The organism is Streptomyces sp. NPDC102462 (assembly GCF_044765425.1).
In the GTDB taxonomy this organism is placed as follows: domain Bacteria; phylum Actinomycetota; class Actinomycetes; order Streptomycetales; family Streptomycetaceae; genus Streptomyces.
The window spans coordinates 97,671-117,027 of sequence record NZ_JBIWKB010000020.1 but is presented as its reverse complement, the minus strand read 5'-3'; the positions used below and the strand labels follow the sequence as shown (position 1 = coordinate 117,027).

Annotated in this window: 18 protein-coding genes and 1 tRNA gene; 12 read left to right on the top strand and 7 right to left on the bottom strand. The window is 71.4% G+C overall.

Annotated elements, in window-relative coordinates; translation table 11 throughout:
* From ACIRFL_RS19415 to ACIRFL_RS19385, 7 genes are read left to right on the top strand one after another with little or no spacing between them, the layout of a single operon-like run.
* A complete protein-coding gene (locus ACIRFL_RS19415; protein WP_404029840.1) occupies positions 1-1,026 on the top strand; it encodes an NAD-dependent epimerase/dehydratase family protein in 1,026 nt (341 codons plus the stop codon).
* A 17-nt stretch (positions 1,027-1,043) separates the two neighbouring features.
* Positions 1,044-2,336: a DUF4910 domain-containing protein gene (locus tag ACIRFL_RS19410; protein WP_404029883.1), complete on the top strand. Its 1,293-nt coding sequence runs from the start codon at positions 1,044-1,046 to the stop codon at positions 2,334-2,336.
* Entirely contained in the window at positions 2,333-3,640 is a 1,308-nt protein-coding gene (locus ACIRFL_RS19405) for a hypothetical protein (RefSeq protein WP_404029838.1), read from the top strand. The genes ACIRFL_RS19410 and ACIRFL_RS19405 overlap by 4 nt, the downstream gene beginning before the upstream one ends.
* Entirely contained in the window at positions 3,637-4,584 is a 948-nt protein-coding gene (locus ACIRFL_RS19400) for a glycosyltransferase family 2 protein (protein WP_404029837.1), read from the top strand. The genes ACIRFL_RS19405 and ACIRFL_RS19400 overlap by 4 nt, the downstream gene beginning before the upstream one ends.
* Positions 4,581-5,819, top strand: a complete 1,239-nt coding sequence (locus tag ACIRFL_RS19395) for a polysaccharide pyruvyl transferase family protein (RefSeq protein ID WP_404029835.1) — start codon at positions 4,581-4,583, stop codon at positions 5,817-5,819. The genes ACIRFL_RS19400 and ACIRFL_RS19395 overlap by 4 nt, the downstream gene beginning before the upstream one ends.
* On the top strand, positions 5,816-6,367 hold the full coding sequence (locus tag ACIRFL_RS19390; RefSeq protein WP_404029833.1) for a dTDP-4-dehydrorhamnose 3,5-epimerase family protein: 552 nt from the start codon (positions 5,816-5,818) through the stop codon (positions 6,365-6,367). The genes ACIRFL_RS19395 and ACIRFL_RS19390 overlap by 4 nt, the downstream gene beginning before the upstream one ends.
* 7 nt (positions 6,368-6,374) lie before the next feature.
* Positions 6,375-7,700, top strand: coding sequence for a glutamate-1-semialdehyde 2,1-aminomutase (locus tag ACIRFL_RS19385; protein ID WP_404029831.1), 1,326 nt, complete (start codon positions 6,375-6,377; stop codon positions 7,698-7,700).
* A gap of 7 nt (positions 7,701-7,707) precedes the next feature.
* On the opposite strand, the gene ACIRFL_RS19380 is transcribed toward ACIRFL_RS19385, so the two are convergent.
* Positions 7,708-8,388, bottom strand: coding sequence for a phosphatase PAP2 family protein (locus tag ACIRFL_RS19380; protein ID WP_404029829.1), 681 nt, complete (start codon positions 8,386-8,388; stop codon positions 7,708-7,710).
* A 466-nt stretch (positions 8,389-8,854) separates the two neighbouring features.
* Here ACIRFL_RS19380 and ACIRFL_RS19375 point away from each other — a divergent pair, with 466 nt between their 5' ends.
* Positions 8,855-9,466, top strand: a complete 612-nt coding sequence (locus ACIRFL_RS19375) for a GNAT family N-acetyltransferase (protein WP_404029827.1) — start codon at positions 8,855-8,857, stop codon at positions 9,464-9,466.
* A 200-nt stretch (positions 9,467-9,666) separates the two neighbouring features.
* Complete coding sequence (locus tag ACIRFL_RS19370) at positions 9,667-11,406, top strand: AIPR family protein (protein WP_404029826.1); 1,740 nt, start codon at positions 9,667-9,669, stop codon at positions 11,404-11,406.
* A 506-nt stretch (positions 11,407-11,912) separates the two neighbouring features.
* Here ACIRFL_RS19370 and ACIRFL_RS19365 read toward each other — a convergent pair.
* The 4 genes from ACIRFL_RS19365 to ACIRFL_RS19350 all read right to left on the bottom strand — a co-directional run bounded on the left by ACIRFL_RS19365 (position 11,913) and on the right by ACIRFL_RS19350 (position 14,650).
* On the bottom strand, positions 11,913-12,323 hold the full coding sequence (locus tag ACIRFL_RS19365) for a type II toxin-antitoxin system VapC family toxin (protein ID WP_404029824.1): 411 nt from the start codon (positions 12,321-12,323) through the stop codon (positions 11,913-11,915).
* Positions 12,310-12,591 (bottom strand): hypothetical protein, encoded by a 282-nt coding sequence (locus tag ACIRFL_RS19360; RefSeq protein WP_404029822.1) that lies wholly within the window; start codon positions 12,589-12,591, stop codon positions 12,310-12,312. Before ACIRFL_RS19360 ends, ACIRFL_RS19365 begins: the two co-directional genes overlap by 14 nt.
* Before the next feature lie 512 nt (positions 12,592-13,103).
* Positions 13,104-13,177 (bottom strand) — tRNA-Pro (locus ACIRFL_RS19355).
* Positions 13,178-13,222: 45 nt separating this feature from the next.
* Positions 13,223-14,650: an MFS transporter gene (locus tag ACIRFL_RS19350; RefSeq protein ID WP_404029820.1), complete on the bottom strand. Its 1,428-nt coding sequence runs from the start codon at positions 14,648-14,650 to the stop codon at positions 13,223-13,225.
* 187 nt (positions 14,651-14,837) lie between these two features.
* Here ACIRFL_RS19350 and ACIRFL_RS19345 point away from each other — a divergent pair, with 187 nt between their 5' ends.
* Together ACIRFL_RS19345 and ACIRFL_RS19340 are read left to right on the top strand one after the other, a co-directional pair.
* Positions 14,838-15,416 (top strand): TetR/AcrR family transcriptional regulator, encoded by a 579-nt coding sequence (locus ACIRFL_RS19345; protein ID WP_404029818.1) that lies wholly within the window; start codon positions 14,838-14,840, stop codon positions 15,414-15,416.
* Positions 15,417-15,621: 205 nt separating this feature from the next.
* Positions 15,622-15,966: a cupin domain-containing protein gene (locus ACIRFL_RS19340; RefSeq protein WP_404029817.1), complete on the top strand. Its 345-nt coding sequence runs from the start codon at positions 15,622-15,624 to the stop codon at positions 15,964-15,966.
* On the opposite strand, the gene ACIRFL_RS19335 is transcribed toward ACIRFL_RS19340, so the two are convergent.
* Positions 15,956-16,966, bottom strand: coding sequence for a LacI family DNA-binding transcriptional regulator (locus ACIRFL_RS19335; protein WP_404029815.1), 1,011 nt, complete (start codon positions 16,964-16,966; stop codon positions 15,956-15,958). The two genes, ACIRFL_RS19340 and ACIRFL_RS19335, sit on opposite strands and share 11 nt — an antisense overlap.
* Before the next feature lie 112 nt (positions 16,967-17,078).
* Between ACIRFL_RS19335 and ACIRFL_RS19330 the strand changes: the two genes are divergently transcribed.
* On the top strand, positions 17,079-18,239 hold the full coding sequence (locus ACIRFL_RS19330; protein ID WP_404029813.1) for a Gfo/Idh/MocA family protein: 1,161 nt from the start codon (positions 17,079-17,081) through the stop codon (positions 18,237-18,239).
* On the opposite strand, the gene ACIRFL_RS19325 is transcribed toward ACIRFL_RS19330, so the two are convergent.
* Positions 18,220-19,251 carry a LacI family DNA-binding transcriptional regulator gene (locus ACIRFL_RS19325; protein WP_404029812.1) on the bottom strand — a complete coding sequence of 344 codons (1,032 nt, stop codon included), beginning with the start codon at positions 19,249-19,251 and terminating at the stop codon, positions 18,220-18,222. The genes ACIRFL_RS19330 and ACIRFL_RS19325 overlap by 20 nt on opposite strands.
* Between the last annotated feature and the right edge of the window lie 106 nt (positions 19,252-19,357).

Genomic DNA, 19,357 nt, shown 5'->3' with positions numbered 1-19,357 from the left:
TTGCGCGTACTGCTGACCGGGCACCAGGGCTATCTGGGCACCGTGATGGCTCCGGTGCTCACGGCCGCCGGGCACGACGTCGTCGGTCTCGACGCCGGTCTGTTCGCCGACTGTGTGCTCGGGCCGCCGCCCGCGGACCCGCCGGGGTATCGGGTGGATCTGCGTGATGTCACGGCCGACCACGTGGCCGGGGTGGACGCCGTGATCCACCTGGCCGCGCTGTCCAACGACCCGCTCGGAGCGCTGGCGCCCGACCTGACCTACGACATCAACCACCACGCGTCCGTGCGGCTGGCCCGGCTGGCCCGCGACGCCGGAGTGCGGCGCTTCCTGTACGCGTCGACCTGCTCGGTCTACGGCGCCGCCGGCGGAGGCGACCTGGTGACCGAGGACGCCCCGCTGCGCCCGGTGACGCCGTACGCGGAGTCCAAGGTGCGGGTGGAGGACGACCTGCACGCGCTGGCCGACGGCGACTTCAGCCCGGTGTTCCTGCGCAACGCCACCGCCTTCGGCCACTCGCCCCGGCTGCGCGCCGATATCGTGCTGAACAACCTGGTGGGACACGCCCTGTTGTCCGGCGAGGTCCTGGTGCTCTCCGACGGCACCCCCTGGCGCCCGCTGGTGCACGCCGCCGACATCGCACGGGCCTTCGCGGCCGCGCTGACCGCGCCGCGGGAAGCGGTGCACGACCGGGCGTTCAACATCGGCACCGAGGCCAACAACGTCACGGTCGCCGAGATCGCCGAGCAGGTCGCCGCGGCGGTGTCCGGCTCCAAGGTGGTGATCACCGGGGAGACCGGCGCCGATCCGCGGTCGTACCGGGTGGACTTCTCCCGGTTCCGCGCCGCCGTGCCCGGCTTCGACTGCGCATGGACGGTGAAGCAGGGCGCGCTCGAACTCGCCGACGCCTACCGCAAGTACGGGCTGACCCAGGACGACTTCGAGCGCCGCTTCACCCGGCTTGCCGTGCTGCGCGCCGCGTCCGACGCCGGCACCGTCGACGCCACCCTGCGGCGGCGCCCGTGAGCGCGGCCGGCGAGCAGATGTACGCGCTGGTGGAGCGGCTGTATCCGCTGTGCCGGAGCATCACGGGCGACGGTGTGCGCGCCACCTTGAAGATCGTCGACGAGTACGTTCCGTTGCAGGTGCACGAGGTGCCGACCGGGACGCAGGTGCTCGACTGGACGGTGCCCAAGGAGTGGAACATCCGGGACGCGTATATCGCGGACTCCGCCGGTCACCGGGTCGTCGACTTCGCCGCGTCCAGCCTGCACGTGCTCGGCTACAGCGTGCCGGTGTCGGCGACCATGCCACTGGCCGAGCTGCGCGGACACCTGCACACCCTGCCGGAGCACCCGAACTGGGTGCCGTACCGCACCAGTTACTACCAGCCGGACTGGGGGTTCTGCCTGGCCCAGAAGACTTTGGACGCGCTGCCGGACGGCGAGTACCAGGTGCACATCGACTCCACACTTGCGGACGGCCACCTCACCTACGCCGAGCACGTCGTCCCCGGGCGGGTCCCCGACGAGGTGATCGTCTCCTGCCACGTCTGCCACCCGTCGCTGGCCAACGACAACCTGGCCGGCATCGCGGTGGCGACGTTCCTGGCCCGGGCGCTTTCGGAGCGGACGCCTTGGTACACCTACCGGTTCCTGTTCGCGCCCGGCACCATCGGGGCGATCACCTGGCTGGCCCGCAACAAGGAACGGGTGAGTGGGGCATCCCCTGCTCGAGCGGAGCCGAGAGCTGGGGGAAGGGTCAAGCACGGCCTGGTGCTGGCCTGCGCCGGCGACCCGGGCCGGCTGACGTACAAGCAGAGCAGGCGCGGCGACGCGGAGATCGACCGGGTGCTGCACCATGTGCTGGCCGCCTCCGGACGCCCGCACCGCATCACCGAGTTCACGCCGTACGGCTACGACGAGCGGCAGTTCTGCTCCCCCGGGTTCGATCTCGGCGTGGGCTCGCTCACCCGCACCCCGTACGCCGGCTACCCCGAGTACCACACCTCGGCGGACAACCTGGACTTCGTCTCCCCGCAGGCGATGGCGGACACCCTCGCCGTCTGCCGCGAGGCCTTCGCCGTGCTCGACCGCAACCGGCGGTACGTCAACCTCAGCCCCTACGGCGAACCGCAGCTGGGCCGGCGCGGGTTGTACGACTCGCTCGGCGGCAGGAGCGACGCGAAGCAGGCCCAGATGGCCATGCTCTGGGTGCTCAACCTCTCCGACGGCGAGCACAGTCTGCTGGACGTCGCCGAGCGGTCCGGGCTGTCGTTCGACACCGTCGCCGTGGCGGCCGACGCCCTGCACGACGCCGGGCTGATCAAGGCATGACGCCGATGACCGGCGAGGGGGAGATTCCGCAGACCACGGGGCCACCGACCGGATCCGCCAAGCGGGCCCTCGTCGGCCGGCTGTCGTGGGGGCTGGCCGACCAGGCGGCCTCCAGCATGTCCAACTTCGTGGTGGGCATCTATGTGGCCCGCTCGCTGGGGGTGACCGCGTTCGGCGTGTTCAGCCTCGCCTGGGTGACCTACGGCGTGGTGCTCAACGTCTCCCGCGGGCTGGCCACCGACCCGCTCGTGGTGCGCTTCAGCGGCGTGTCCGACGCGTCCTGGCGCAGGGCGGTGGCCCGGTCGTCGGGTACCGCGCTCGGTGTCGGTGCCGCCCTCGGCGCGGCGTGTCTGGTGATCGGGCTTGCGCTCGGCGGCCGTGTGGGGCCCGCGTTCGCCTGCCTCGGCGTCGTACTGCCGGGGCTGCTGGTGCAGGACGCGTGGCGGTTCGCGTTCTTCGCCGCCGGCACCGGGCGTAAGGCGTTCGTCAACGACCTGGTGTGGGGCGTCGTGCTCGTCCCGGCCATGGTGGTGGCGGCCCGCGTGGGCAGCGTGGCCGCTTTCGTGCTCGCCTGGGGCGCATCCGCCGCGGTGGCCGCGGTGTACGGCTGCTTCCAGTCCGGCATCCGGCCCCGGTCGACCGGGGCGCGCGAGTGGCTTCGCGAGCACCGCGACCTCGGCTACCGGTACCTGGTCGAGAACATCAGCAACAGCGGCGCGAGCCAGCTGCGGGCGTACGGGCTCGGCGCGATCGTCGGGGTCGGCGCGGTGGGCGTGATCCGGGGTGCCGAACTGCTGCTCGGTCCGTTCATGGCCGTGCTGATGGGTCTTTCGCTGGTCACCGTCGCGGAGGCCGCCCGGGTGCTGCGGCGGGCCCCGCACCGCCTCGGCACCTTCTGCCTCCTGCTCGGCGGCGGGCAGGCCGTCGCCGCGCTGCTGTGGGGCGGGGCGCTGCTGCTGGTGCCGGACCGGGCCGGCGAGCTGGTGCTCGGCGACGTCTGGAACTCTGCCGCACAGCTCATCGTGCCGGTCACGCTCGGCGTCGCGGGCGCCGGCCTCGGCACCGGCGCGGCGGCCGGGCTGCGCGCGCTCGGCGCGGCCCGGCGCAGCCTGCGCAGCCAGCTGATCGCCTCCGCCTGCTATGTCACCGGCGGGCTCGGCGGCGCGGCCGTGGCCGGCACGGTCGGCTCGGCCTGGGGCGTCGCCGCCGCGACCGGCTGCGGCTCGGCCGTGTGGTGGCTTCAGCTGCGCCCCGCCCTGCGCGGGCACCACCACAACCCCATCCCCGAAGTGAGGACGTCATGACCGCCCACCCCCGGCTGAGCATCGGCCTGCCCGTGTACAACGGCGAGGAATACCTCGCCGAATCGCTCGACGCCCTGCTCGGCCAGACCTACGAGGACTTCGAGCTGGTCATCTCCGACAACGCCTCGACCGACGGGACTGAGGAGATCTGCCGCAAGTACGCCGCCCAGGACTCCCGCATCCGCTACATCCGGCTGCCCCGGAACATCGGCGCCGCGCCGAACCACAACTATGTGTTCACCGAGTGCCACGGCGAGCTGTTCAAATGGGCCTCGCACGACGACCTGTACGCCCGCGACCTGCTGCGGCGCTGCGTTCAGGCGCTGGACGAGCGGCCGGACGTGATCCTCGCCCACGCCGAGCAGGCGGTCATCGACGGCGACGGTCAAGTGAAGGTCCCCTACGAGTACGGGCTCGCCACCGACTCGCCGAGCGCGCCCGAGCGGTTCCGCAGCATGCTGTTCGAGCCCGGCGGCGACGACTTCTACGGGGTGATGCGGGCCGACGTGCTGCGCCGGGTGAAGCCGCACGACAGCTACCACCACGCGGACCGCACGTTCGTCGCCGAGATCGGCCTGCACGGGCCCTTCCACCAGGTGCCGGAGCTGCTGTACTTCCGCCGCGACCACCCCACCCGCGCCGAGCGGGCGAACCCGAGCAAGCGTTCCCGGTGCGTCAACCTCGACCCACGCCGGGCAGGTCTGCTGCACCCGACGCCGCGGCTGCTCGCCGAGTACGTCTGGGGCTTCGTCGCGGCGATCCGGCGGGCGCCGTTGTCCCCGGCCGACCGGCGCGCCTGCTACCGGCACCTGGCCGCGTGGCTGGCCAGCCGGGCCCGGCCGGGCGCCGGCGAGCGGGTCGAGGACCGCGCCCCCGTCGACCCGGCCCGGCTCACCGTCCGCGTCGACGACCTCGTCGCCGGCCGTGAGGGGAGGCGTGTGTGACGCCGGCGGACGAAACCGCGGTGCGCGTCGGGGTGTTCGGGCTGCTCGGCTCCGGCAACCTCGGCAACGACGGGTCGCTGGAGGCCGTGCTCGGATACCTGCGCGCCGAGCACCCGGAGGCGGTGGTGGACGCGCTGTGCGGCGGACCCGAGGTCGTCTCGGCCCGGTACCGGATCCCCGCGACACGGCTGCACTGGTACCGCGGGGAGTACCGGACGGCGGCACGTGCGGGCGCGATCGCGGCCAAGGGGCTCGGCAAACTCGTCGACGCCGTGCGCACCGCCGCCTGGGTGCGCCGGCACGACGTGGTGATCGTGCCGGGCATGGGCGTCCTGGAGGCCACGCTGCCGCTGCGGCCCTGGGGCTTCCCGTACGCGCTGTTCCTGCTCTGCGCGTCCGGCCGGCTGTTCGGCACCCCGGTCGCGCTGGTCGGCGTCGGCGCCGCCCCGATCGGCAACCGGGCGACCCGGGCCCTGGTGCGCTGGTCGGCGCGGCTGGCCGCGTACCGGTCGTACCGGGACGCCCCGTCCCGCGACGCGATGCGGGAGATGGGCGTGGACACCGCGCGCGACGAGGTCTACCCGGACCTCGCGTTCGCCCTGCCGACGCCGCCGGCGAGCGCGCCCTCGGGCCGGCCGGGCCTGGTCTGCGTCGGCGTCATGGCCTTCCACGGCGGCGACGACGACCGCGCCCGGGCCGAGGAGATCCACCGGCGCTACCTCGACGGGACGACCCGGTTCGTCCGCGCGCTGGCCGAGGACGGCAGACCCGTCCGGCTGCTCACCGGCGACCGGGTCGACGCGCCGGTGGTCGCCGCGATCCTCGACGCGGTGGACTCGCCGCTGGTCACCGCCGCCGAGACGGCCTCGCCCGGCGACCTGATGAAGGAGACGGCGGCCGCCGACACCGTGGTGGCGACCCGGTATCACAACCTGATCTGCGCGTTGAAGGCCGGCACGCCCACGCTCGCCCTCAGCTATGCGGCGAAGAGCGACGCGCTCATGGACCAGATGGGTCTTGCCGCGTACTGCCACCCGGCTCGCGAGGTCGACGCCGACCGGCTGCTCGGACAGTTCCGGGCGCTGGAGCGGAGTTCGGCTCAGCTGCGGCGGACCCTCACCGAGCGGAACCAGGTCGCCGTCCGGCGCCTCGACGACCAGTTCACCGCCTTGACCACGGCCCTGTTCCCGACGACCGGCAAGGCCCCCACCCCCGTACGGCAGGAGGCTCCTTGAAAGCGACCGAAGTCCCGGAGATCGCCGGCGCGTACCTGTTCGAGCCGACGCCTTACGTCGACGAACGCGGCTTCTTCTGCCGCACCTTCGACGCCGACGTCGTCCGCTCGGTGGGCCTCGACCCGGACGCCTTCGTCCAGGACAGCCTGTCCCGCTCGGTCCGGGGCGTGCTGCGCGGCCTGCACCTGCGCTCCGGGGCCGGCGAGGCCAAGCTGGTGCGGTGCTCGTACGGGAGGGTCTTCGACGCCGTCGTGGATCTGCGGGCGGACTCGCCGACGTACCTGGGCCGGGCCTTCTTCGAGCTGTCCGACGCGACGCAGACGACCCTGTACGTCCCGGCGGGGTGCGCGCACGGCTTCCAGGCGCTGACCGGGACCGCCGACGTCTCGTACCGGATCGACCGCCCGCACGATCCGGCCGAGGACGTGACGATCGCCTTCGACGACCCGGAGCTGGCCATTGCCTGGCCGCTGCCGGTCACATCGATGTCCCAGCGGGACCGGGAGGCGCCGAGCCTCGCCGAAATCCTGCGGCAGAAAGAGAGTTGAGGTCGGCGTGGACACCGAAGAGCTTTCCCTGCCCCGGTCGCGGCGGGCGAACGAGCGGCTGCACGCCCTGATCCCCGGGGGCGCGCACACCTACGCCAAGGGCGACGACCAGTACCCCGAGAACCTGGCCCCGGTCATCAGCCACGGCCGCGGCGCCCATGTGTGGGACGTCGACGGCAACCGCTACATCGAGTACGGCTCCGGCCTGCGGTCGGTCAGCCTCGGCCACGCCCACCCCCGTGTGATCGAGGCGGTGCGGCGGGAACTCGACCGCGGCAGCAACTTCGTCCGGCCGTCCATCGTGGAGGTCGAGGCCGCGGAACGCTTCCTGGGCACGGTGCCGACCGCCGAGATGGTGAAGTTCGCGAAGAACGGCTCCGACGCCACCACCGCCGCGGTGCGCCTCGCCCGCGCCGCCACCGGACGCCCGCGGGTGGCCGTCTGCGCCGACCATCCGTTCTTCTCCGTCGACGACTGGTTCATCGGCACCACGCCGATGTCCGCCGGCATTCCGGCGGCGACCAACGAACTCACCGTGGCGTTCCCTTACGGGGACCTGGCCGCCACGGAGGAACTGCTCACCCGCTACCGCGACGAGGTCGCCTGCCTGATCCTCGAACCCGCCACGCACACCGAGCCGCCGCCCGGGTACCTCGCCGGCCTGCGCGAGATGGCCGACCGGCACGGCTGCGTACTGATCTTCGACGAGATGATCACCGGCTTCCGCTGGTCCGAGGCGGGCGCCCAGGGCCTGTACGGCGTCGTCCCCGACCTGTCCACGTTCGGCAAGGCGCTGGGCAACGGATTCGCCGTCGCCGCGCTGGCCGGGCGCCGCGACCTGATGGAACGCGGCGGGCTGCGTCACTCCGGCGACCGGGTGTTCCTGCTGTCGACCACGCACGGTGCGGAAACCCACTCCCTGGCAGCCGCGATGGCCGTGCTCACCACCTACGTCGAAGAGGGCGTCACCGCACGGCTGCACGCCCTCGGCGAGCGGCTGGCCGCCGGGGTACGCGACGCCGCGGCCGGCATGGGCGTCGGCGATCACCTCGTCGTCCGGGGCCGGGCCAGCAACCTGGTCTTCGCCACCCTCGACGAGAACCGGCAGCCGTCACAGCGGTACCGCACCCTGTTTCTGCGCCGACTCCTCGCCGGCGGGGTGCTGGCCCCGTCGTTCGTGGTGAGCAGCGCGCTCGACGACGCCGACATCGATCACACCGTCGAGGTGGTCGCCCAGGCATGTGCGGTGTACCGGAAGGCACTGGACGCCGGCGACCCCACCCCCTGGCTGGCCGGGCGACCGGTGAAGCCCGTGTTCCGCCGCCTGGCCTGACGTGCCGTCAGCTACCCTTCCGCCGACCGGCGTCGGCCGTCGGGCCGACCAGCCGGTCGGCGATCCGGTCGACCAGCCAGGCGGTCGCCGGTATCACCGCCAGCGCGGTGCACCAGCCGCCGAGGGCGTCGGTCGGGTAGTGCGCGCCCAGGGCGACCTGCGCCCAGCCCATGGCGGCGCCGGCGACCAGCGCCGCCGCGAGCACGAGTGATGTGCCGGCCGTCCTGCCGAGGCCGAGCCGGCCGGTCACGGGCAGCGCCACCACCAGGGCGAGCGCGGTGGCGAAGGCGGTGTGCCCGCTCGGATAGGACAGGCTCCCGTCGTGGATGGTGCGCCCCACCAGGGACTTGAGCACCGTCGCCGTCCCCACGGTCAGGCCGGCGCCGGCGACGACGAGCACCGCCGCGCGAGGACGCCGGAGCAGCAGACAGCCCGTCACGGCGGCCACGACCAGCGTCGCCGCTCCCCCGGGCTCCCCCAGGAAGTCCACGGCCAGGGCGACATGCCGCCACGGCGGCCGCACGCCGTCCACCGCCGCCCCGATCCGCGCGTCCACAGTGCCGGGCTCGCCGTCGCCGGCGTACAGGACGCCGAGCACGACGACGACCAGCGCGGCGAGGGCCGCGACCGACCCGAGCCACCCGCGCAGCGACGGAGGCAGCACCGCGGACGCCGCCCGGCCGGTCACACGCCCACCGCGCCCGGCCGGCCTGCGACGCCGGCGGGGCATTGCTCACGGACGACGGCGGGAGGTTGCTTACGGACGACGGCGGGAGGTTGCTTACGGACGACTGCGGCGGGACGTTGCTTACGGACGACTCCGGTGACCGTGAGGCCGGGCATGCCACGGCCTGTGTGTCTCGTCATTGCCTGGGCTCCCGAGCGCCCGCCGATCCGGCGTTCCGCGCCAAGGGCCGACCGGCCGCCCCCTTGATGGTCCGGACCCGCGCCGCGCGCAACGTGTGCCGGGCTCTGGTCACCGACTGCCGCCACCCCCCTCGCAGACCTCCGGCAGATGCGAAGCGCCTCCCCCGGATTCGGCCCCTGCTCGCCACCCTAACCACAACGCGGCATCCGCACGACCGTACTGCCGGGAACGCCGTGTGCCGGATACCGGCAGGACGCCGGGCGGGACCGCTGGGCACAATGCGCCCATGGTTGATCACGTTCGAAGTGCTTCGCGCCCCGACTTCCTCAGCAAGCCCACACTGCGGGGTCAGCGGGTGCTGCTCCGGCCGGTCACGGTGGCGGACGTGCCCGCGCTGATGCCGATGTTCCGGGACGCGGAGGTGTCACGGCTGACCGGCAGTCATGGCGACGGCGAGCCTGACGAGGCACAGATCCGCACCTGGTACGACACCCGTCGGGACCAGGATGACCGGCTGGACCTCGCCGTGGTCGAGCAGACGACGGGGAACGTCATCGGCGAGGCGGTTCTCCATGAGTGGGACCCGGCCAACGAAAGCTGCGACTTCCGCATCTGTCTCGTACCGGGGACTCACGGGCGCGGCCTGGGGACGGAGGCGACCCGGCTGATCGTCGGCCACGGCTTCGAGACGCTGGGCATGCACCGCATCTCACTGGAGGTCTACGCCTTCAACCCGAGGGCCCGTCGCGCCTACGAGAAGGTGGGGTTCGTCACCGAAGGCGTGCTGCGCGACGCGCTGCTGTGGGAGGGCAAGCGAGTGAACGCGACGGTGATGTCGATCCTGTCCCCGGAGTGGTCCCACCACCACGGCCACCCACAAACAACGGGCCCGGTGTGAACAGACGTAGGTCGCCTTCGACGGAGTGGGGTCCGAAATGATCAGGTGCTGCGGCTCGCACGTCGGGACGACAGGATTTGAACCTGCGACCCCTTGCCGGAACTTTCCATCAACACACCTCAGCACGTGGGGTGTTCACGGTCACGCGAACCTGTCAACATCCTTTTATTCGGGTTCTGATGGTGTGGTGGGGGTGTTGCATGACGTCAGTACAGAACAACGATCAGCGGCTGCTGGACCGGATCCTGGAGGACCAGCACCGGAAGCTGGCGCCTGAAAAGACCAGGGACGATTTCTTCACGTTCTTCGCCGCCGACAAGGCCCTGCAAGACTGGGACCTCGACAACGACGAGATCATGGATGGCATCGTGGACGGGGCCCACGACTGCGGAATCGACGGCATCTGGACCTTCGTGGACAGGCGCTACATCACCGCCGACGCCCATCAGTTCCTGTCGCAACGGGCCGACAAGATCGAGTTGGTGATCCTGCAAGCCAAGAACACCTCGGGCTACCAGGAAACAGTCATCGAGAAGCTGCACTTCCACCTGCCGACGCTGCTGGACATGAACCGGGACGAGGAAGACCTCATCTCGCACACCAACGCCAAACTCCTGGACCGCACACGGCGCTTCCTGCACGTCCTTGAGGAACTGGCCTCCTCGTTCCCTCAGGTACGGATCGAGGTGATCTATGCCAACAAGTCGGCCGAGACCCCACACCCAAACGTCAAGGCCAAAGGCGACCGGCTACGAAGGGAACTCGCGAAGATCACTTCCGACACCACGGCCGACCTCGAATACCTCAACGCCGCCGATCTACGCGAACGGACCGCCAGGGGTGCCAAGGCAGTCGCGCAACTGGTATTCACCGAAACCCCGATGAGCACCTCACTAGGTGAGGGTTACGTGTGCCTGGCCCGGCTGGACGAGTACTACCGCTTCATCACCTCCGACAACGAGGCGTTGCGGCTTGAGCTGTTCGAGTCCAACGTACGCGACTACGCAGGATCGACCGCGGTCAACAATGCCATCGGCCACACGCTCAAGTCCGGTACCGGCGAGGACTTCTGGTGGTTCAACAACGGCGTCACCGTTGTTGCCGATGCCGCCCAGATTGCGGGCAAGAAGATCGTCGTCAGGGAACCGCAGATCGTCAACGGACTGCAGACCAGTCACGAAATCTACAGCTACATCCAAAACGGCGGCCAGCACCGCGACCGCTCACTTTTGGTCAAGGTCGTTGTCGCGCCAGAGTCCGGCACCGCCCGTGACCGCATCATCCGAGCCACCAACAGCCAGACCCAACTGCCGGCCGGCGCCCTACGGGCCACCGAATCCATCCAGAAAGACATCGAGGAGAGCCTTACCCACGCCGGTGGTTACTATTACGAACGCCGCGCCGGCTACTACCGCAACCTCGGATTCCCCCTCGACCGCGTCGTCAGTATGGCCCGCATGGCAAGGGAGTTCACCGCCTTCGTCCTGCGCGAGCCACACACCGCCCTGCGCCACTCCGACGCGCTGCTTCTGGAGGACCAGCACTACGCCCAGATCTTCTCCACGCGCCACGACCTGGACATCTACCGCCTCTGCCTCGACGTCCACACTCGACTGCGCAGCTTCCTCACCCAATACGCCGAGGACCAACCGCTCCTGGGCGAAACCCTTGAGAACTGGCTCTATCCCCTGGCTGCCATGTCCGCCTACACCCTCACCCGACTGCGGCAGCCCAGCCCCCGGGACCTGCTCAACATCGACCTCGACCATCTCAGCGACGATCTGATGTCCCGCATGACGGGCACCCTGGAGCAGAACTTCAAGAGCGCACTGCGCCAGAGCAAAGCCGGCGGCGTCGACCGCATCGCCCGCACCCCCGACTTCACCACCAAACTCCGCCAAGCCGTTGTTTCCCAAAGCCGCTACCACATCGAACGCTAGCGCTGAGACAGCGTCGTTGCTCAAGAGCACCGCGGTCCGGGGCCTTCCCGGTTCGGCAACTAACCGGGTGGCTCTCAAGCAGCCGCGGTCTGGATCACAAGCAGTGTGGCGGGCTGGTCCGATTGCCTCGGTCCTGACGAGTTGCGCGTCCGCCCGATGCGGCAGGCCGAAGTGGACAGGGTGTTCTGGCCGCTGACACAAGACCGCCCACCACCACCTCGCCCCTGCCCGGCGCCCGCTCCACCGGCGAGTTGAGCACCGCCCAACAGCAACCGTGGCAGCGATGGGCGAGCACCAGTCACTAGCGGCGACCCGGGCGGGAACCCGCGCCGCATGGTCGAGCGCTGCTCCGGCGGCCCCCCTGTACGCCACCAGTTGGGGCTGCGCGCACTCGTCGGCTTCCTGCGCGTCGACGCCGACCTGCCCACGGCCGTGGCCCAGGGCAGTCCCGCGCCCAGGAAGCCGGCTCTCGCGCCACGGGGCCGAGGAAGCCCGGGCAGAGGTCGTCAGGGAAGCAGCGTGAACGCAGGAACGTGCTCGGGCACGACTGCCCGGAAGTGCCGGTGGTCGAGCGTCGCGACATCCGTTAGCTTCAGCCGCTCCGCCACAGCGACCACCGAAGCATCCGCAACGCCCAGCGGAAAGCCACGGTAGCGGTGCATCAGCTCAGCGATCCGGGCCATGTCCCGCGCATCGGGAAACACCTGCACCAGATCACCGCCGACCACTGACTCCACCAGGTTGACTTCAGCCTCGGCACCCAGATACTTCCCGACCAGATAACAGCATTCGGTCAGCACATACGGAGTGACGAGGAGATCGCCGTCGTACGATTCCAGTAGCTCGACGCACCGCTCGTGATCAGGGTCGTTGCGGTTGAGAAAGGCGACCAGCGGACCAGTGTCAACGATCAGCATCGTCCTCGCCGATCTCCGCCCGCACGATGTCCTTCGCCCGAGCGCCGAGATCGGTCGCCGGGCCATCGAAGCTCCGCAGTATCCGGAACCGACTCGGCGCGGGCTTCACCAGACGCAGAGCGTGACGACGCAGTTCCTCCGCCTGCTCGGGCTCCAGACGATCGATGAGCTCGTGCAGCTCTCTGTAGTCGTACGCCGAGGTCATAGCCTCTTCCTCTCCGCCGCGTCGTGTCTCAACGATAGCGTCGGCGTCCAGAACCTCGGACATGTCAGTACGGCTCCAGGTGATCGTCCGAGGCGGATTCCGCCGACAGCCCTGCCGGCCTCGTGTCATCCGGGCCCGCCTCAGCCGGGCGCACTGCGCCACCCTCTGCGGTCGTCCCTACCGGCGCTGTGGCTGCCGCCGAACCGACGACCGGCAGTTCGGCGCCGGCTGCCCGAAGCTCAACACCCCGAACGGCACGACTGTGGGCCTTCGCCGTCGACCTGCCGTCCGCCGACGGCAGCCGCAGGCCCACTGCCGCAGCGGCTTTCCCACCCTCAACGCCGCCCCGGCACTGGAGCACGCCCTGGCGTGCGGCAGCGTCGCCATTGACGGAGATCGGCCTGCCCCGGAAAGCCCGCCGACCGCAAGCACCACGATCACAGCCACCCGGCAGCAGCAAACCGGCCTGAGTCCGGCCGCCGGGCGGTCACAGATTGCCATCACGCCGCTGTCACATGTCACACAAACGCATCCAGCGGGTCTGCCATCGTCGGCAAACCCGCTGGTCGACACCGTCGGGACGACAGGATTTGAACCTGCGACCCCTTGACCCCCAGTCAAGTGCGCTACCAAGCTGCGCCACGTCCCGGTGCGGTGTCACGCGGTGCGTTCCGCGTGATCGCGCAGGTCAACCCTACCGCACGCGGACGGGTGCCGGTGCCGGGCGTTCGGCGGGCGGCTCGGTGGGGCGGCCGGCCGGGCGGGACGGTACGAGGAGCGCGGCGCCGGCGGCGCCCAGGCACAGCAGCGCCAGCAGCGCGAAGGCGTGTGTGTAGCCGGCGGCCTCGGGCAGACCGGAGGGCTGGAGCCGGCCGGTGACCAGCACGCTGGTCACCGCGGCCCCGATGGAGCCGCCGATGGTGCGGATGTTGGCGTTCATGCCGGTGGCGGCGCCGGTCTCGGCGGGCGGCACGCTGCCCACGATGAGGTTGGCCATCGAGGCGAAGGCCAACCCGATGCCGAGCCCGAACACGCCCGAGACCAGGCCGATCTGCCACTGCCGGTCGTGCCACAGCGCGAGGAAGCCGCAGGCGAACGCGCCGAGCGCGGCGCCGGTGGTGAGCTGCACCCGGGCGCTGAGGACGGGGGTGAGCCGGCCCCCGAGCAGGCCGGAGAGGAACATGGCGAGCAGCATCGGCAGCATGAGCAGTCCGGACGCGGTGACGCCGGCGCCGAAGCCGTATCCGGCCGTGCGGGGTGTCTGGACGAAGGCGGGCAGGAAGGACCAGATCGCGTACATGCCGGCGCCGAACAGCAGGGCGGCGGTGTTGGTGGGCCACACGGCGGGCAGCCGCATGACGCGCAGGTCGATGAGCGGGTTGCGGGAGCGGGCCTCGACGCGCAGCCACAGCGCGAACAGGAGCACGGCGGCGGCGAACAGCCCGAGCACCCTGGCCGAGCCCCAGCCCCAGCGCACCGCCTGGCTCAGCGGCAGCAGCAGCGCCACGAGCCAGCCGGAGAGCAGTACGGCGCTCAGCCAACTGACACTGCCCTTGGCCCTGTGGGGTGATTCGGGGACATAGCGCAGGGCGATCAGCGTGGTCACGGCGACGACGGCGACCGGTATCCAGAACAGCCAGCGGTAGTCCAGGGCGGAGACGATGGGGCCCGCGGCCACGATGCCGACGCCGCCGCCCGCCGCGATCACCGCGGACAGGTTGCTGATGCTGCGGCTCACCTGCGACGGGGCGAACTCGTCGCGGATGATGCCGAAGGACAGCGGGAACAGGGCACCGCCCGCGCCCTGGACGACCCTTGCGACGATCAGCACACCGACGGTGGGCGCGAGCGCCGCGAGCAGACAGCCGGCCAGCACGGCGAGCAGGACCGCGACGAGGGTGCGTTTCCTGCCGACGAGGTCGCCGACGCGGCCGAGGATGGGGGTGAAGACCGAGGCGGACAGCAGGTAGGCGGTCATCACCCAGGTCGCGGTGGACTGTGAGGTGTGCAGTGCGTGCTGGACGGTCGGCAGGGCCGGCGCGATCAGTGACTGCAGCATGGAGAACACGCCCGCACCGGTCGCGAGGACCGCGAACGTGAGGCGGGTGGACTTCCGGGGCATGAAAGGGCCTCTTTGAAGGGGAGCGCGGGAGAAAAGCGGCGCGGGAGGAACGAGTCGGGGAGGTGCCGTCGCGGCGCGGGCACGTCTGCCCACGGCGGATCCACTCCGCACTGCTAAAGTGGAGGCACACCTCCACTGTACCGGAGGGATTCCTCCGCTTCAATCCGGTCGGCCCCGGGAGGCAGCAGTGACCGCCCCGCAGTTCCCCGTCAGCGAGATCGTCGCGTCCCGGCGTCCGCACCGTAAGGACGCCGCCCGCAACTACGACGCCCTGCTCGCCGCCGCGCGCGACGCGTTCGCCGAGAACGGCGCCGAGGCGTCCCTGGAGGACATCGCCCGCCGCGCGGGCGTCGGCATCGGCACGCTGTACCGGAACTTCCCCACCCGCCGTGATCTGTTCGAGAGCGTCTACGCGGACGAGGTCAACGCCCTGTGCCGGGCCGCCGCCGAGGTCGCCGTGCTGGAGCCGTGGGAGGCGCTGGTCGCCTGGCTCGACCGGTTCGCGGGCTACATGGTCACCAAGCGCGCGGTGCGCGAGGCACTGGACGACGAGTCGGAGATCTTCCAGGCCTGCCGCGGCTCGATGTACGCCGCCGGCGGCCCGCTGCTGGAGCGGGCGCAGCGGGCCGGGGTGGCGCGCGCGGACATGGAGTTCGGCGATCTGCTGCGGATGGTCGCCGGGATCACCGCGACGGCCTTCGAGGACGACGCGCAACGCGACCGCGTCCTGGCCATCGCCCTGGACGGCGTCCGCACGACCCGCTGAGACCACGGCGACGACCCACCCCCGCGTCACCGCCGACACGACGACCTCAGCCCGCCACACACGGCAATCCATCCGCGACACGACGATCACCCGCGCCGGGCCGGGGCGCCACCGCGCGCCACCCGACGCAGTGTCCGCTTACCGGGCCCGATGCCGCACACCCTGTCCACGGCGGGCGGCCGCACGGGCTCGCTAGGGTCGCCCCATGACGCACAGCTTCGCTCTCCACGTCCCGGACGCCGACCTCGAACCCGAGCCGCTGGACGCGGCGCAGATCGTCTCCGGCACGCCGGAGGTGACCGGGAAGGTGCTCTGGGAGTCGCCGGACGGCCGGCAGCTGCGCGGGATCTGGCAGATCACCCCGGGTGTCGTCACCGACACCGAGTCCGACGAACTGTTCACGGTGGTCAGCGGCCGTGCCACGATCGAGGTCGAGGGCGGGCCGACCCTGCGGATCGGGCCCGGTGACCTGGTCGTGCTGCGCGCGGGCGACCGTACGACGTGGACGGTGCACGAGACGCTGCGCAAGGTGTACGCGATCAACCTGTGAGGTCCGGCGGCGCCGCCGTGGTGCCCCGGATCCGCAGCGTCGGGGTGGCCAGGTGCAGCCGCCCGGGGCCGCCGGGCCGCTCGAAGCGGTCGAGGAGGAAGCGGGCGGCCCGGTGGCCGACCTCGTGCGGGGCCGTGTCGACGGTGGTGAGCCACAGGTGGCGCAGCCGGGCGATGCTCGTGTTGTCGTACCCGGCCACGGAGAGGTCCCCGGGGATCCGCAGGCCCAGTTCGCCGGCCGCCGAGAGCACACCCACGGAGGCGATGTCGTTGACCGCGAAGACGGCGGTGGGCCGGTCCGGGCGGCCGAGCAGCCGCACGGCGCCGCGGTATCCGCCCTCCTCCGTCATGTCGCCCGGCTCGACGAGCGCCTGGTCCGCGAGGCCGTGCGCGCGCATCGTCGCCTCGAAGCCGCGCCGCCGCAGCTCGCCGACGGCTCCGTGGCCCGCGAGGTGGGCGATGCGCCGGTGACCGAGTCCGATGAGGTGTTCGGTGGCGAGGCGCGCGCCGGCCTCGTCGTCGCCCGCCACGAGGTCCACGCCCGCGGGCGTCGGTTCCCGGGCACCCGCGACGACCACCGGGAGCCGCTGCGCGACCGTGTCGAGGACGCTCGGATCGGGCAGCGTGCCGACCACCACAAGGCCGTCCACGCCGAGGTCGAGGAAGGGGCCGGTGAGCCGGCCGCCGGTGCGGCGGCTCAGTCGGGCGTCGGCCAGCAGCATGTGCAGACCGCCCGCGTGCAGCAGGGAGTTCAGTCCGTCGAGCAGGTCGACGAACCAGGGGTTGCGCAGGTCGTTGAGGAGCACGCCCACGGTGCGCGAGCGTTGCTCGCTGAGGCTGCGCGCGGCGGCGTTCGGGCGGTAGCCGAGTTCCCGTACGGCACGGAGGACGGCCTCCCGCTTCTCCGGGCGCACCTGGCCCGAGCCGCGCAGCACCAGGGAGACCAGCGACTTGGAGACGCCGGCCCGCTCGGCCACATCGCGGATCGTCGGAGGTCTCATGCCATGGACCGTTCCACGGGGTCCCCGCGCTTGTCAAAGGGCTTGACACAGGGGGTTTCCGCCTCCGAGGGTGGCCTGGACAGGGTGTGGACCGTTCCAAAGAGGGGCTGCCATGGTGGATGCGCTCGGTGTCGCCGTCGTCGGGTTCGGCTGGATGGGCCGGGTGCACACCCAGGCGTACGCCCGGGTCCCGCACCACTATCCGCAGCTGGGTCTGCGACCCCGGCTGGTCACCGTCGCCGAGGAGGTGCCGGGCCGGGCCGAGGAGGCGGCCCGGCAGTTCGGGTTCGCCTCGACCACCCGCGACTGGCGCGAGGTGGCGGCCGATCCCCGGGTGCGGGCGGTCAGCATCACCGCGCCCAACTTCCTGCACCGCCAGATCGGTGTCGCGATGGCCGAGGCGGGCAAGCACATCTGGATCGAGAAGCCGGTGGGGCTGACCGCCGACGACGCGCGGGCGGTGGCGGACGCCGTGGCCGCGGCCGGGGTGCAGGGCGCGGTCGGCTTCAACTACCGCAACGCGCCTGCCGTGGAGAGTGCCCGCGAGCTGATCGCCGGCGGCGAGATCGGCACCGTCACCCATGTCCGCATCCGCCTGTTCAGCGATTACGCGGCCCATCCGGATGGCGCCCTGACCTGGCGCTACGAGCGTGAGCGCGGCGGCAGCGGGGTCCTCGGCGACCTCGCCTCGCACGGCGCCGACCTGGCCCGCTTCCTGCTCGGCGACATCGCGTCGCTGACCGCCGACACCGCGATCTTCGTCCCCGAGCGGGCCCGCCCCACGGGCGCGACCGCGGGCCATGCGCTGGCCTCCGGAGGCGTGTTGGGCCCGGTGGAGAACGAGGACTACGTCAGCTGTCTGCTGCGCTTCGCCTCCGGCGCCCGGGGCGTCCTCGAAGCCTGCCGGGTCTCGGTCGGCGAACAGAACAACTACGGCTTCGAGGTGCACGGCACCAGGGGCGCGGTGTCCTGGGACTTCCGCCGGATGAACGAACTCGCGGTCAGCCGCGGCACCACGTACCAGGACCAGCCGGTCAGCACGGTGTACGTGGGCCCCGGCCAGGGCGAGTTCGGCGCCTTCCAGCCCGGGGCGGCCAACGCCATGGGTTACGACGACCTCAAGGTCATCGAGGCGTACCGGTTCCTGCGCTCGATCGCCGAGGGCACCCCGCACGGCACCACCCTCGCGGACGCCGTGCACAGCGCCGTCGTACTGGACGCGATGGCCCGGTCCGCTAAGACCGGGTCCTGGGTCAACCTGCCGGTGTCGTAGGCATGTTGTAGGGCGTGACCACCTGGATCGCGGACGGCAGGGTGGGCCCGGCGGGTGGCAGCGCGCCGTGGGCGCGCATCACCAGATGACAGGCCTCGCGCAGATCGTGGCGCAGATCGTGGTGGAGCACCGCGGACAGCCGGTGTTCGCGCAGCAGCGCGGTGTTGTCGTGGTCCAGGTCGTGGGCGACGAACACGGCGCACTCGCGGCCGAGGTCGGCGAAGGCCCGCAGGGTGGCGATGTTGCCGCCGCCGATGGAGTAGACCGCGCGGATCTCCGGGTCGTGTTCCAGGGCGGCCCGGACGAGGTCGTACTGGGTGACGTCCAGGCCCTGTCCCTCGGCGATCTCGATGAGCCTGCGCTCCGGGTGCAGGGCCCGCATGGCGCTGCGGAAGCCCATCTCGCGCTCCTCTTCGTTGCGGAAGAAGCCGCTGCTCAGGCTGGTGAGCACATGGCCGGGACGGTCGCCGAGCCACTGGCCCATGAGGTAGGCGGCCGTGGCGCCCGCCGCCCGGTTGTCGATGCCGACGTAGGCGAGCCGGCCGCTGGCGGGCAGATCGGTCACCAGGGTGACCACGGGGACGCCCGCTGCGGTGAGACGGCCGACGGCCGCGGTCACCTCGGGGACGTCCGGCGCCTTGAGGATCACGCCCTGCGAACCGCGCCTGGCTATCCGGTCCAGGGTGTCGACCTGCTCGGCGGCCGGCCCGGTCTCCCGGAAGTGGAAGCGGGAGCGCAGCACCGCCGGGTGCAGGCCGGGCAGTTCGGCCTCCAGGGCGGCGCGCACGGCGGTGGTGAACCGCTCGGGTGCCTGCATCACGATGTCGACCATGAAGGTGCGCCCGACGAGCCGTACCTGGGTGCGCTGCCGGTCCAGGTCGGCGATGGCCCGGTGCACCTCCTGCGCGGTGCTCTCCCGCACCCCTCCCCTGCCGTTCAGCACACGGTCCACGGTGGCCTCGCTCAGACCTGCCTGACGTGCGATCTCACGGATCGGGAAGGGGTGGCCCATGGCAGGAGGCTCCTCGGCTCGGTGAGGGGTTTTTGATGGCTGCCTGCTGGTTGTTCGAGGGGTTTGTACTGACAAGAATGGCACCACCACGTCAGCCCCGTGACCG